The sequence below is a fragment of the Nostoc sp. LEGE 12447 genome, from assembly GCF_015206985.1.
Classification (GTDB): domain Bacteria; phylum Cyanobacteriota; class Cyanobacteriia; order Cyanobacteriales; family Nostocaceae; genus Nostoc.
This window is the reverse complement of sequence record NZ_JADEXT010000022.1, coordinates 59507-73407: the sequence shown is the minus strand read 5'-3', so window position 1 is coordinate 73407 and position 13901 is coordinate 59507. Positions and strand designations below refer to the sequence as shown.

The window sequence follows — 13901 nt, the reverse complement described above, 5'->3', positions numbered from 1 at the left end:
CTGATGTTCAACTTGCGACAAGCTAACTTGCAGAATTTAGAGGCGCTAATCCAATTGCGTCTCGAACTCCTGCGGGAGGCTGGCGATATTAAAGGTGACTCTGACACCACAAACCTACCAGAAGCAACTCGAAAATATATTGGCGGTGAGTTTTTAGCTTAAGTAGCTGAAGTGGATTGTCAAATTTTTGCCACTAGCGGCTTGGTATTTTTTCAACGACCCCCTCATAACACAATACAGTTCAGATAAAACCAAAACACTTGTCTTGACAGCGATTTATCGCGTCTTAAAAACCCAAAATTTTTGCCAGTGGCCCTTAACTGAACAACAGCAATCTCTCAGGTTTAGAAGCCTACATTCTGAACCTTTATACAATTCCGATGTGGCGAGGACAGGGAATTGCAACAGCTTTATTAAAGGAAATTATCTGCTTTGTTTGTGAGAGAAACTGAGGCAAAACATCTCTGGCTTCATTTCACTGAGGTACGGGCAGCTTGGTTTTGTTTCGACTTCAAAAGAAATGAAAATGGCTAGTAATGATTTAGATTATCAATAAATTTCCATTTTAGAATCCCAAATTATTGCAAAATAAAGCAATATAACTAAATTACTTGATAATTAATCTTAATAAGATATATTAGTCTATAAAGGTAAAAGTCTAGATAACATTTCTTAGATCTCTGTAAATCTCACTGAAGACTGATGTTTTAATCTGTATAAATAGCTATATCTATTTATGTCAAGATATAGAAACAAAAGTATAAAAAATGTTGCCTTTCTAAAAATATTTGTTATATTAGTTTACATAAGGCAATAAACCTTAAAAATAAAGTTTGGAGTCCGAACCATGACAAATGCAAGCACAACAAAAGTCACTACTCCTGTAATTGAAGATCGTAACGCTTGGCGCTGGGGCTTTACCCCACAAGCAGAAATTTGGAACGGTCGCTTGGCAATGATTGGCTTTTCAGCAGCTATTTTGGTTGAAGTTTTTTCTGGTCAAGGCTTCCTACATTTTTGGGGCATCCTATAATAAGTTTTAATATTTAAGATGACCTATAAATAAAAAAACCTGGAGTGCTAATTCACTACCAGGTTTTTTATTGTTTTGTCATTTGTCAGTTGTCATTTGTTTATTTACTAATGACCAATGACTAATGACTAATTGACTACCGAATATACTCTTTGAGAACGCTGTTACGATTTGGGTGGCGTAACTTACGAAGTGCCTTCGCCTCAATTTGACGAATCCGTTCGCGGGTGACGTTGAAAATCTGGCCGATTTCCTCAAGGGTCTTCATCCGACCATCATCCAAGCCGTAACGCAGTCTGAGGACATCGCGTTCACGGGGACTGAGACTGTCGAGGACTTTTTCCAGGTCTTCGCGCAGAAGATTTTTGGAAACTTGGTCTTCTGGTGTCTCACCATCGGATTCAATAAAATCGCCCAATCGAGAATCTTCTTCTTTACCAATAGGCGTTTCTAATGAAATAGGCAACTGGGCAGATTTTGCTATAAACCGCAATTTCTCAATCGTCATTTCCATCCGAGTGGCAATTTCTTCCTCGGTAGGTTTGCGACCCATTTCTTGAGACAGTAACTTGGTAGTTTTCTTAATCCGAGAGATGGTTTCGTAAAGGTGAACTGGAAGACGAATTGTGCGGGATTGATCTGCGATCGCGCGGGTAATTGCTTGACGAATCCACCATGTAGCATAAGTGGAGAACTTATAGCCTTTTTCGTGGTCAAACTTTTCAGCGGCACGAATCAAACCGAGACTGCCTTCCTGAATTAAGTCTTGGAACGACAAACCACGATTCATGTACTTCTTAGCAATTGAAACCACAAGACGGAGGTTAGATTGCACCATCTTATCTTTCGCTCTGCGACCAACATGCAGGCGATAACGAAAAGCTGGTAAGGGCAGTTGTACTGCTTCTGCCCATTCACTATCTCGAGGATCGCGATCCAACTGTTCTGAGAGTCTTTCCCGCACCCTCTCTAATTCCAGCAAATCGGCGATTTTCCGCGCCAATTCGATTTCTTCGTCTGCCCGCAACAGCCGAATTCTACCAATTTCTTGCAAGTAAAGCCGAATAGAATCTTCTGTGTAATGCTTTTTCTTGCTTTGTGTCCGACGACGCGATTTAGCGGCTTTTCCAGACTTTGCGTCGTCCTCATCAGACTGAGGCTCTAAAAATTCATCGTCACCTTCATCGATGATAAGCAAGTCCTCTTCATCATCTATTAAGAGTTCTTCTAACTCGAGCTCAGGCTGATTCATTATTTCTAGGTCAGGCTGATATATGCTTTCGAGTACGTTGTTAGCCTGGTTCATGCCGCGTTCCTCATGCTCCTTGCAGAATCAATTACTCAAGATGTGTTTACTGCTCTTTTAAACGAGCCAATTGTCAACCGAAAATAAGCTTTTTGGCAGATTTGCCAGAAATATTTTCGGATCTTTTGCACCTCCGGTAGGAGGTTTTTTTACTTTAGTTTAAGCCATTTTTAAAAGTGATTTGCTCACCCTAGTAAATGTTATATGTGTTGCTATCACATATTGCTTTCAACTAACTGGTCAAAAAAAATACTCGTCTTTCTGAAAAAATTTGCCACTCTATACTAATGAGTTCAGACTGCTGGCAGATTTTCTTATAAAGACTCTTCCGATTGTAGCCTGTTTCACAGAAATTGCACTCTTTTTGTGTATTAATCATGAACTCCCAGAGTAATTATTAGCCACTATTACCAAAAAGACATTAAAAACAAGAGTTATACCCTGAAATTTTTTCTCCACTTTTCGGAATTGCAGTGACGTTCTTATTACATTACAAAGTAAGTACGCTTGCTCCTGCTCGATTTCATGTATTTTACACAACATTAATTACTTAGAAAGAGTGCATTGTATGTTAACTCAGACGACAAGTATTAATCTAGCCATTTTTACATTTCCTTCATAAATTACGCATTCCTGAGATTAAAGCTAGTCTCTCGATTGGGTAAATACAACCAGGGTGGCGGTGCTTGCCTTAAAGAGTTAACCTTCTGCTTACTAATTACCTTAACTGAGGAGTTGAGGCTGTAGCATATCGACCTGATGGCAGATCAATTTAGGTTTAACTAATTCGGCCTTATTCACACGTTAGCGCACTGTGGCGATTTCAGCCCTATGAAACTTGACAAACTCTTCTTATTGTATACAAGGATATTTTAATCAATTCAAAAACAATTTGTCCTGTGAATTTGCCAGTATAGTCCTATTTCTGGCAAAACTTCATTAGATACATACGATACAATCGCGATCGCTACGGCAGTACATGAAGATATTAACAAGTTTTCAGCCAGATGGTGTGTGCTTCCAGTAGCCATTCTCTCAAGCCGAGAGAACCCAGAAAATTACCTGATGATTTTAGTTACAAAGCTGGATTGCGTAACTTAATTGTAAATTTCAATACTTTTCTTTCGGTAAGTTTCTGTCATCTTATGATGAGAAATCCTCAAGATACTTATTAATTGCTGTTTGATAGATGATATTCAGTGATTTTCTTAAAGCATAACAAATGTGTTTCTAGTTGGTGGACAAAATTAATCAGCTAGTCAGTGCAAAAAGTATTGTTATAACTAGCTTTCCAACAAAGTTGGTATTTTTGCTAACACTAGAAGATTGAATTTTCATCAGATATTGACAATAAGCAAATTATATGAGCCTCGACTAATTTCAAATTTACGTAAGAGTTAGGGAATAACAAGACGCGTTGGCGTAGCCTCTCGTAGAGAAGCGGCTTGCCGAAGGCTACCGCAGAGGCACAGGTGGATAAAGTATTTATGAAATATTGCTTTGTCATCATCCAAAAGAAGTATTTTTATAGAAGCCTAGGATATAAAAAAGGTAATGGGTGAAAACGTATCACTCATTACCAATGTTACAAATTATTAGAGTCGTGGTAGGGAATTGATATTAAATATCTAAATCGGTGAAGTTGAGTTTAGAACCATAAGTTTCGATAAATTCTCGTCTGGGTGCAACACGATCGCCCATTAAGATTGTGAAGATGCGATCGGCTTCGGCTGCATCCTCAATTTCGACTTGCTTCATTTTGCGGGTTTCTGGGTTCATGGTGGTATCCCAGAGTTGTTGTGGCATCATTTCACCCAAACCTTTGAATCGTTGGATGGTATAGTTGGCGTTAGCAGGGAATTTGGCGATCGCTTGATTCTTTTCGCGATCGCTATAGCAATACTCATGATTACGTCCCCGTTCTACTTTAAACAGTGGGGGACAAGCAATATAAATAAAGCCTTGTTCGATGAGCGCTCGTTGATATCGATAGAAGAATGTTAACAACAAAGTACGGATGTGCGCTCCATCTACGTCAGCATCCGTCATGATGACTATGCGGTGATAACGCAGTTGGTTGGAATCGAATTCATCACCTTTGACACCTAAACCGAGTGCTGTAATTAACGATTGAACTTCGTTGTTTTTATAAATTTTAGCGTCGTCGGTTTTTTCAATGTTAAGAATTTTACCACGTAGAGGCAAGATAGCTTGAGTGCGGCGATCGCGTCCTTGTTTGGCACTCCCACCTGCTGAGTCACCTTCCACGATGAATATCTCAGATTCGCTAGGGTCACGAGAACTACAATCTGCCAATTTACCAGGTAATGGCGAAGATTCTAGTACAGATTTGCGTCGAACTAATTCCCGCGCATGACGCGCTGCTTCTGCGGCTTTGAAAGCTTGGATAGCTTTATCTAAAATTGAATCTGCGATCGCCGGATGAAATTCTAGATATTCGGTGAGGACTTCTCCCACCAGAGAATCGACAATCCCCCGTACTTCGGTGTTACCGAGTTTAGTCTTGGTTTGCCCTTCAAATTCGGGATCGGGGACTTTCACGGAAATTACCGCAGTCAAACCTTCGCGGACGTGTTCGCCACTGAGATTAGGTTCATTCTCTTTAATTTTATTGCGCTTGCGGGCGATCGCATTTAATGTCCGAGTCAGAACTGCCTTCAACCCTTCTAAGTGCGTACCACCATCTACCGTGCGAATATTGTTAGCAAAACCTAGCACATTATCCGTATAAGCATCAGTACACCATTGCAAAGAAACTTCCACTTGTACGTTGTTGCGTTCACCCTGTACATAGATAATTTCTTCATGCAGGGGTTGCTTCTCACGGTTCATGTAAGCAATGTACTCTTTGATCCCACCCTTGTAATTGTAGGATTCTACCTTCGGTGTATCGCTTTTTAGTAGTTCTAGACGGTTGTCAGTAAAGGTAATTTTGACACCTGCATTCAGATACGCCAATTCCCGTAGGCGACCTGATAAAGTGATGTAATCAAACTCAATGCTAGTTGTAAAGATTTGGGTATCTGGCTTGAAGGTGACAGAAGTTCCAGTTCTCGCTTCTTTGTAAGGCTTTGTTTGCAGTTCGGTAACTGGGATACCGCGTTCATAGCGTTGGAGATGAACCTTTTTATCTCGCCAAACTGTAACTTCTACAACTTCAGATAGGGCATTAACAACAGAAATACCAACCCCGTGCAATCCTCCAGAAACTTTGTAGCCACCGCCGCCAAACTTACCACCAGCGTGTAGTACCGTCATCACGGTTTCCAAAGCCGATTTCCCGGTGCGCGAGTGAGTATCGACGGGAATACCGCGACCATCATCTGTTACAGTCACGGAACCATCAGCGTTGATATCCACCTCTATATGAGTGCAATGACCCGCCAAAGCCTCATCGATTGAATTGTCCACCACCTCGTAAACTAGATGGTGGAGTCCTCGCGGCCCGGTGGTACCAATGTACATTCCTGGTCGTTTGCGGACGGCTTCCAGACCTTCCAGAACTTGAATCTGATCGGCACTGTAACTGCTCGTCATGTAAACTCTCCTGATGCGTGGGGTTAAACTCGCCTAAAAATAAATAAAAGCAAAAACACTCCAAAATTGTAACACAAAAGCCCTGCTAGCGTCTGTAGGGCATTTTCAAGAGAAGTTTATACTAGGGTTGCACTACCGTTCAATAGTGGCAAAGAAGGGCAGGGGAGAAAGGGAAGAAAATTAATGACTAATGACTAATGAATAAATTAATTGTGATTTGTGGGGCGACGGCAACGGGTAAGTCGAGTTTGGCTTTGGCTTTGGCGATGCGGTTGGGTTCTGTAATTATTAGTGCCGATTCTCGTCAAGTTTACCGTAAGTTTGATATTGGGACGGCAAAACCAACTGTGGCTGAACAAAAATTAGTGCCGCACTATTTAATAGATATCTGCGATCCCACAGACACGATGACAGTAGCAGACTACCAGGAACAAACACAAGCGTTAATTGCTTCTGTTGATGTTACGCCACTTTTGCTAGTTGGTGGTACTGGTTTATATATCCGCTCCATTGTTCAAGGGATGAAAATTCCTAGAGTTGCACCACAAATGGAATTGCGATCGCAACTTGAATCTCTAGGTCAGCTTCAACTCTACGCCATGTTACAACAAGTTGACCCCGTTGCAGCACAAAAAATTCATGCTAATGATTCAGTACGAACTCTAAGAGCATTAGAGGTATATTATGTTACTGGATGCCCGATTTCCGAACAACAAGGGGAGAATCCACCGAATTATCCGATTTTGCAAATTGGTTTGGATTGCGATGTTGAAAAGTTGGGGAATCGGATTAAACAGCGTACTGACCAAATGATAGCAGATGGTTTGGTTGCGGAGGTGGAATATCTTTGTCAAAAATATGGCGCTGATTTGTCTTTGTTGAATACTTTGGGCTATCAAGAAATCAAGCTATATTTAGCTGGGGATATTTCCTTAGATGAAGCGAAAGAATTAATAGTTTTGCATACACGACAATTTGCCAAGCGACAACGCACTTGGTTTCGCGCATATCCCCAAATTGAATGGTTTGATGCGAATGATCCTGATTTATTAGAGAAGGTTTGGCACAGGATAAATGAGTTTACAAATTGCACTCATTCTTCGTGAGATTTTTGCTCATGTAAAGACGCAAAATTTTCGCGTTTTTACATGAGTGTCCTAGAGAGTTTCGGGATCGATGCCCATAGCTCGTAGCTGTTCTACATTATTGCTGAAGATGGGTGCGATCGCTATCTCAGCCCATTAAATCTATGCTTTTGCTCCCATATCCTTTGAACTAGATATTTAGAGAAACCTGTCGGGCAAGTATCTCTTGTTTGCTCAATTAGAAATAGACTAACTGACTTAAAAAGAAAGCAAGGGCTGCACTACCTAAAGGGACTGTCAAATTATCAATACCTAAAAAAGAAAAAGCCTCTAAAACTGTAGCGATAAATGCAACCGCGAGTGATATTACCCAATTTTGCCAACTATTTCCTTGAGTTCCAACTAAAATCAAAAGACTGATAAAATAGCTAACCAGCATCATAGTTAGGGAGCCTTCCCAACTTTTTTGTGTGCCAAAGACTTTATACTTGTGTATACCAAAGCGTTGTCCAATTAAGGCTGCTAGTCCATCTCCCCAAGTCATGATCAAAATTCCTAGTGCTGCGTACTGGGGTTGTTGTAAGTACCAGAAACTGGCAACTAAAATACCGAAACTAACAGAGTAAAAAAATGTCCCGAAACTTTGCCGCCCAACGCTATTAATACCAGGAAGAATAGGCAATCGGTAGGATAATAAGGTGATTGCACTCGCTAGAATGGAAGCTGTAATCCCTACACTGGCGGGGATATCTAGCCACCAAGCAAGTAAAATCACGTTACCAGTGCCAATATGAACTATCTTCCGCACGATTTCTGGCTTGTCGGCAAAGCGGTTTACCACCCCTGCAATCACGAGGATGAGTAACACCCAAATTGCAGTAATCGCAATTTGCAGCCATAAAATCGGAATTGAGGTGAAGTCAGAAAATGTAATCAACAAAGATGTAACAAAATGAAAAATTTTACCTCTGTTACTAATTTATAAGATTTAGGTAACTGCAATGAAACTATTATTTATTTGGCTGATTCGGGGCTACCGAATGTTTATATCGCCGTTGTTTCTCCCGACTTGTCGCTTTCAACCAACTTGTTCGATGTATGCTATTGAAGCCATTGAACGATTTGGAGTGTTGCGTGGTAGCTGGATGGCAACTCGGCGGATTTTGCGCTGTCATCCGTTTCATCCAGGTGGTTACGATCCAGTGCCAGAGATGGTGGAAAAGGTTAAGGAGGAGTAGTTTTGTGCAAATGGTGGGGAATTGAGGTTGGAGTTTAAACGCAAAGGGTCGCGGAGGGAAGCGCAGAGGGGCGCAGAGAATGAGAAGGGCGGTAAATTATTAAAGGATATGTTCGTGAGTATAGGTATTTGGGGAGATGTCAACAGATGAGGTTGTCATCTAGCGTGGGAAGGTTGAATAATTTAATTTAGACTGACGATGATTAATCCTACTGCGATTTCTATACCAGAACCACAAATTCCTACTCCTGGCCCGAACCCGCTACCTAGTCCCGAACCTGTACCGGGGCCAGCGATTCCTCAACCGTTACCGGGGCCTGTACCAGAACCAGTACCTGCTCCCATTCCTCAAACAGTTCCAGGGCCAATTCCCCAAACCATACCGGAACCTGTTTAGATTACCTTGGTAATGTAATCCAAAATCTCAAATCTAAAATCCAAAATGCTAAGAGCCGGAATTGTCGGACTTCCCAACGTCGGAAAATCTACTTTATTTAATGCTGTAGTTGCTAATGCTAAAGCAGAAGCAGCTAACTTCCCTTTTTGCACGATTGAACCGAATGTCGGCGTTGTCGCAGTACCGGATGAACGGTTAAATGTTCTTGCTAAGATTGCCAGTTCGGCACAAACTATCCCGGCGCGGGTGGAATTTGTAGATATTGCCGGTTTAGTTAAAGGTGCAAGTCAGGGTGAGGGACTAGGGAATCAATTCCTGTCCCACATCCGGGAAGTTGATGCGATCGTCCATGTGGTACGTTGTTTTGAAAATGACGATATTATCCACGTTGCTGGTTCTGTTGATCCAGCACGAGATATTGAAATCATTAATATAGAATTGGGTCTATCAGATTTATCACAAATTGAGCGGCGAATTGACCGCACTCGCAAACAAGCTCGTACCAGCAAAGATGCACAGTTTGAAATCACAGTTTTAGAAAAATTGGCTGCGGCTTTAAATGAAGGTAAATCGGTGCGCCAGGTAAGTTTGAATGAAGAAGAAGCAGTAATTATTAAAGGATTAGAACTGCTCACTTATAAACCGATTATCTATGCTGCCAATGTATCTGAAGATGAGTTGGCAACTGGTAATCATTTTGTGGAAACAGTGCGGCAAATTGCATCGACAGAAAATGCCCAAGTTGTGATAGTTTCTGCCCAAGTTGAAGCGGAATTAGTAGAATTACCAGAGGAAGATAAGGCTGATTTCCTCGCATCTTTAGGTGTGGAAGAAGGCGGTTTGAAGTCTTTGATTCGTGCAACTTATATGCTTCTAGGATTGCGGACATATTTCACCTGCGGCCCCAAAGAAACCCGGGCTTGGACAATTAATGCCGGAATGTCTGCACCTCAAGCTGCTGGTGTAATCCACAGTGATTTTGAGCGGGGATTTATTCGCGCTGAAACTGTCGCTTATAAAGATTTGGTAACAACCGGTTCGATGAATGCTGCGAAGGAAAAAGGGTTGGTTCGCAGTGAAGGAAAAGAGTATGTTGTGCAAGAAGGGGATGTAATGTTGTTCCGATTTAATGTATAGGGGTAATTAATTAAGTGACCGTTATCAATCAGATAATGGTCAACTTATAGCAAATTGCGATCGCCTACGGTGGGCGGGTACGCCATCGCACTGTAAGCCTTGACACTCCTTAAGGCAGTTGTTAGGCGATCGCAAATAAACGCAAATAAACCAGCAATCTGTTTTCTGATACCAGTTTGCATCGGTTATCAAAGGACATATCGCTCAGTTACTCCCGCCCACCATGTATATATAAGAACCAAAATTCTCATCATCCGTAGCAGTAATTACACCGCCTTCTGCACCGGGAACAAGTTCCATACCTTCAATTTTGTGGTAAGCAGAGCGGTAAAGAGGAACAAGTTGAGAATTTTGCTGCCATACAATTTTGTGATCACGCAATCCCAGATAACCAGCGACATACACAGCTGACTGAAATGGGCCATCGTCTCCGGCATCATTTGCTGAGGTGATGTACACAATTCCTAGAGGGTCTACCTTGATGTCTGATATATGACGTACATTGCCAGATGGAAACGGTACTTTCAGATTGGCAGAACCTGCGAGAGTAATTTGATATTTAGCCAAGTCAAACACTCCCCAAAATATAGTTGCTGGTTGTTCACCTTCGCCTCGATGTGCCCAAATAGCAACTAATTTTCCGTCTATATTTTGTAATCCAAATCCTTCAAAATTATTTCCTTGAATAATTTCTGGTAGATTGAATTCTTTGAGAACCAAGATAGTTTTATTGGCAGGGTTTAACCTGATAAAATAAGCTTTACCAGAACTGCTTAAAGCGATAAAAGAGAATTTTGTTTTCTCAGGAATAGATGTTAAAGCTTCTAAGTCGATGGGCAATTCTATGTTACTTGGCCACTTTAATGGGAAATATTCAGGTTGGTTTTTTCCTTTAATACTAATAATTGCTAAACGGGTTTGATTGGGTTTTTTGTTGTCATGGACAATCAGAAAATCTAGGGTATTGCTTTGCTGCTTTATCAAAGCCATACCACTGATCCCGAAAGGGATACCACCGCGAACTGGCCGCCAATCTTGCGCCCAAACTTGCACAGATATGAGTAACAATACACTCAAAACTACTATATTTATAATTAACTTGAGAAACCGAGGCATATTAAAAGAATTGGGCATGGGGCATGGGCAATACTTGTCGGGTTTTGGGGAAAAGGGGAAAGAAAAAACCTTTAACCTTTACTCTTTAACCTTTTCCCCAAACCCAATGCCGAGTTAAAAATGGTTAACCGAGCAGTATTGGGGGCATGGGGTATTGAGCATTGGATGTGGGGTTAAAAAAACTCTTCCCACTCGCTACACTCCGTAATAGAAGTGTGTTAGTCAATGCCCAATCATATCAAATCCGAAAAATTTTCACCTGCACAAGCAAGTAGTATTTTATCCCTGTATTTAGCAGTGTGATTATGTGTTTAGTTGGCTCCCGATAGTACTTTCTGTAAAGAAACCAATAATTCGTTGACAGTATAGGGCTTGACCAAAAATGTATTGACACCAACAGCAGCTACTGAACTGAGCTTATTTTCAGACATAAGTCCACTGCTGGCAATAATTCTGACTTTGGGGTTAATTTTTTGCAGGGTACGGATGGCAGTTAAACCATCGAGTGAAGGTAGCATAATATCCATCAGTACGGCACTAATTTTATCCCGGTTTTGAGCGTATACCGCGATCGCTTCAATGCCATCATTGGCAATTAGGGTTTTGTAGTTATGAGTTTCCAGTGATGTTTTGGTAATCTCTTGAATGGCAACTTCATCATCCACAATCAAAATCAATTCTCCATGTCCCGTCTGTGGTGGCAATTCTTCGGGAGTAAATGTTTCCATTCCTTCCACTGCTGGCAAGTAAACTTTAAAGCTGGTGCCACTTCCCAGTTCGCTATAGACGTTCACAAAACCACCGTGGCTTTTAATGATCCCCAGCACGGTGGAAAGTCCTAACCCTGTGCCTTTTCCAACATCTTTTGTGGTAAAGAATGGCTCGAAAATTCTATCTAAGATTTCTTTAGGAATCCCAACTCCAGTATCGGAGACAGTAATTACTATGTAAGGCCCCTCTTTGGCTTCCAGGTTCATGCGGGCATAATTTTCATCAATCAACAGATTTTCAGCCATAATACTCAAATTACCGCCATTTGGCATTGCATCGCGGGCATTAACGCAGAGGTTCATTAATACTTGATGCAGTTGGGTGCTATCTCCAGAAACCATCCACAAATCTTGCAGGACATCGGTACTGATTTGTATAGATTTGGGAAATGTCTCTTTAAGAATCTTGGCAACTTCCACAATCAGATGTCTGAGTTGCAAAGTGATACGCTTTCCTTCTACACCCCGTGCAAAGGACAGCACCTGTTTGACTAAATCAGCCCCGCGTCTAGCGTTGATTTCCAAAATTTCCAGTAGATGGCGAGTCCGCTCATCTGCATCAGGAAATTTGAGTGGTAAAAGTTGCGCTCCTGCCAGAATCGGTGTCAGGATATTGTTGAGGTCGTGAGCAATGCCACTAGCTAAGGTGCCAATACTTTCCAAGCGTTGGGCGCGAAATAATTGGGCTTCTAGATGTTTTTTATCGGTAATATCTGTGTCAACGGAGAGAATCGCTTTAGGTTTTCCTTGTTCGCTACACACCAAACTCCAGCGACTAGCAACAAGGATTTCCTTACCCATTTTAGTCAGTTTAGTTAACTCGCCCTGCCACTTACCTTTACTAGTAGCTTGTAAAAGAGCCGCTTCAATTTCTGGGGAAGGTTCGTCAAACAAAAGCTCAGTAGCATTTTTGCCCCAAGCTTCTGTAGCTTTCCAGCCGTAAAGTGTTTCTGCGCCTTTGTTCCAGAAAAGAATTTGATTGTTTAAATCTCGCACGCAAATGGCATCTGTGGTGACATCTAGTAATGCCGCTTGTTCACGGATTTTTTCTTCTGCCAATTTGCGTTCGCGTAGCGCAGCTTGTCGTTCGCTAATATCAATACTGGCGCATGTCACGCCGAGAATTTCTTGCGACTCATTCCGCAATGGCTCAACTGTCAAATCGTAATATCGAGTTGTATCTTTGATTGTAATTGATACTTCCTCTCGCGTTCCTATGCCAGTGGTTAGCACCCCACGTTTAATTGTGGTAAGACGTTGAGCATCTTCACCTGGCATAATATCCAAGTCTTGTTTGCCCAATATTTCCTCAACTGTCAATCCAGATGGAGGATTGTAAACCCAGGTATAGCGTAACTCCATATCTTGGTTGTAGACAAAGATGGGAGAGTTTTTGAGAGCCACCCGAAATCGCTCTTCACTGTGACGCAATGCGTCGTCTGCCCGTTGACGTTCGATGGCATAACGCATGGAGCGCACCAGCAAGTCGCCAGTTACTTGCCCTTTCACCAAATAATCCTGCGCTCCTTCTTGCATTGCCCTAATTGCTAGGGTTTCATCGTTTATACCCGTCAGCACAATTATGGGAGTGGCTTTTGCCTGATGGTGAGCGATGACAAAGGTTTCTAGCCCCTGGCTATCTGGTAGCGAGAGGTCTAGTAGAATCACATCAAAAATTTCCTTTGCTAAGTAGTTGATTGCTTCAGAAAGCTGCTCAACAGGCATCAAATCAACTACAACTGTGGTAACTTCCTTTAAAAACTCCTGTAATAAAAAAACATCACCAGGGTTATCTTCTACTAACAAGACTTTTATATTTTTACCTGCCATTTCCACTACTCCGGTGGCAGTTTTACGATCGCAAACCAAAAATTTTCTATTGATTGTACAATTTTAACGAATTGATCGAAATCTACTGGCTTAGTTATATAACAGTTTGCACATAAATTATAGGCTTTGAGGATGTCCTCTTCAGCTTGGGAAGTCGTCAGAATTACCACAGGAATTCGCTTGAGCTTTTCATCTCCTTTGATTTCTGCTAGTACCTCCCGCCCATCTTTTCTGGGGAGATTTAAATCGAGCAACACAATATCGGGATGGACTGCCTTAACATATTTTTCTTGTTTCCGCAAGAATGCCATTGCCTCTACACCATCCTCGACGACGTTGAGGTTAATCGAGATTTTACTATCTTCTAGGGCGATGCGTGTAAGTTGGGCATCGCCAGGATTGTCCTCTACTAACAAAACCTCAATAGGCATA

Annotated in this window: 14 protein-coding genes; 7 read left to right on the top strand and 7 right to left on the bottom strand. The window is 41.7% G+C overall.

Annotated elements, in window-relative coordinates; genetic code table 11:
• Positions 1 to 3 precede the first annotated feature (3 nt).
• The 3 genes from IQ274_RS21335 (at position 4) to IQ274_RS21325 (ending at position 1033) form a co-directional block, all read left to right on the top strand.
• A complete protein-coding gene (locus IQ274_RS21335; RefSeq protein WP_194143348.1) occupies positions 4 to 162 on the top strand; it encodes a hypothetical protein in 159 nt (52 codons plus the stop codon).
• Positions 163 to 320: 158 nt separating this feature from the next.
• The gene (locus IQ274_RS38050; protein ID WP_194143371.1) at positions 321 to 452 is read left to right on the top strand and encodes a GNAT family N-acetyltransferase; all 132 of its coding nucleotides are present in this window, start codon (positions 321 to 323) and stop codon (positions 450 to 452) included.
• A 395-nt stretch (positions 453 to 847) separates the two neighbouring features.
• Positions 848 to 1033: a chlorophyll a/b-binding protein gene (locus tag IQ274_RS21325; protein ID WP_069073374.1), complete on the top strand. Its 186-nt coding sequence runs from the start codon at positions 848 to 850 to the stop codon at positions 1031 to 1033.
• A gap of 136 nt (positions 1034 to 1169) precedes the next feature.
• Here IQ274_RS21325 and rpoD read toward each other — a convergent pair whose 3' ends face one another.
• On the bottom strand, positions 1170 to 2339 hold the full coding sequence (rpoD, locus tag IQ274_RS21320) for an RNA polymerase sigma factor RpoD (RefSeq protein ID WP_012412585.1): 1170 nt from the start codon (positions 2337 to 2339) through the stop codon (positions 1170 to 1172).
• Positions 2340 to 3959: 1620 nt separating this feature from the next.
• Positions 3960 to 5897, bottom strand: a complete 1938-nt coding sequence (gene gyrB, locus IQ274_RS21315) for a DNA topoisomerase (ATP-hydrolyzing) subunit B (protein WP_163929230.1) — start codon at positions 5895 to 5897, stop codon at positions 3960 to 3962.
• A 197-nt stretch (positions 5898 to 6094) separates the two neighbouring features.
• Here gyrB and miaA point away from each other — a divergent pair, with 197 nt between their 5' ends.
• Entirely contained in the window at positions 6095 to 7003 is a 909-nt protein-coding gene (miaA, locus tag IQ274_RS21310) for a tRNA (adenosine(37)-N6)-dimethylallyltransferase MiaA (RefSeq protein ID WP_194143347.1), read from the top strand.
• A 217-nt stretch (positions 7004 to 7220) separates the two neighbouring features.
• Here miaA and IQ274_RS21305 read toward each other — a convergent pair whose 3' ends face one another.
• Positions 7221 to 7922: a diacylglycerol/polyprenol kinase family protein gene (locus IQ274_RS21305; RefSeq protein ID WP_194143346.1), complete on the bottom strand. Its 702-nt coding sequence runs from the start codon at positions 7920 to 7922 to the stop codon at positions 7221 to 7223.
• A 61-nt stretch (positions 7923 to 7983) separates the two neighbouring features.
• Here IQ274_RS21305 and yidD point away from each other — a divergent pair, with 61 nt between their 5' ends.
• The 3 genes from yidD (at position 7984) to ychF (ending at position 9753) form a co-directional block, all read left to right on the top strand.
• The gene (gene yidD, locus IQ274_RS21300; protein WP_163929227.1) at positions 7984 to 8220 is read left to right on the top strand and encodes a membrane protein insertion efficiency factor YidD; all 237 of its coding nucleotides are present in this window, start codon (positions 7984 to 7986) and stop codon (positions 8218 to 8220) included.
• Between the two features lie 198 nt (positions 8221 to 8418).
• Complete coding sequence (locus tag IQ274_RS21295) at positions 8419 to 8616, top strand: hypothetical protein (protein ID WP_194143345.1); 198 nt, start codon at positions 8419 to 8421, stop codon at positions 8614 to 8616.
• 45 nt (positions 8617 to 8661) lie between these two features.
• Positions 8662 to 9753 carry a redox-regulated ATPase YchF gene (gene ychF / locus IQ274_RS21290; RefSeq protein ID WP_194143344.1) on the top strand — a complete coding sequence of 364 codons (1092 nt, stop codon included), beginning with the start codon at positions 8662 to 8664 and terminating at the stop codon, positions 9751 to 9753.
• Between the two features lie 44 nt (positions 9754 to 9797).
• Here ychF and IQ274_RS21285 read toward each other — a convergent pair whose 3' ends face one another.
• The 4 genes from IQ274_RS21285 to IQ274_RS21270 all read right to left on the bottom strand — a co-directional run bounded on the left by IQ274_RS21285 (position 9798) and on the right by IQ274_RS21270 (position 13900).
• Positions 9798 to 9935, bottom strand: a complete 138-nt coding sequence (locus IQ274_RS21285) for a hypothetical protein (protein WP_194143343.1) — start codon at positions 9933 to 9935, stop codon at positions 9798 to 9800.
• 22 nt (positions 9936 to 9957) lie between these two features.
• A complete protein-coding gene (locus IQ274_RS21280; RefSeq protein WP_228058289.1) occupies positions 9958 to 10887 on the bottom strand; it encodes a hypothetical protein in 930 nt (309 codons plus the stop codon).
• Positions 10888 to 11180: 293 nt separating this feature from the next.
• Positions 11181 to 13469: a response regulator gene (locus IQ274_RS21275; RefSeq protein ID WP_163929233.1), complete on the bottom strand. Its 2289-nt coding sequence runs from the start codon at positions 13467 to 13469 to the stop codon at positions 11181 to 11183.
• Between the two features lie 5 nt (positions 13470 to 13474).
• Positions 13475 to 13900, bottom strand: coding sequence for a response regulator (locus IQ274_RS21270; protein WP_175586658.1), 426 nt, complete (start codon positions 13898 to 13900; stop codon positions 13475 to 13477).
• Position 13901 lies beyond the last annotated feature (1 nt).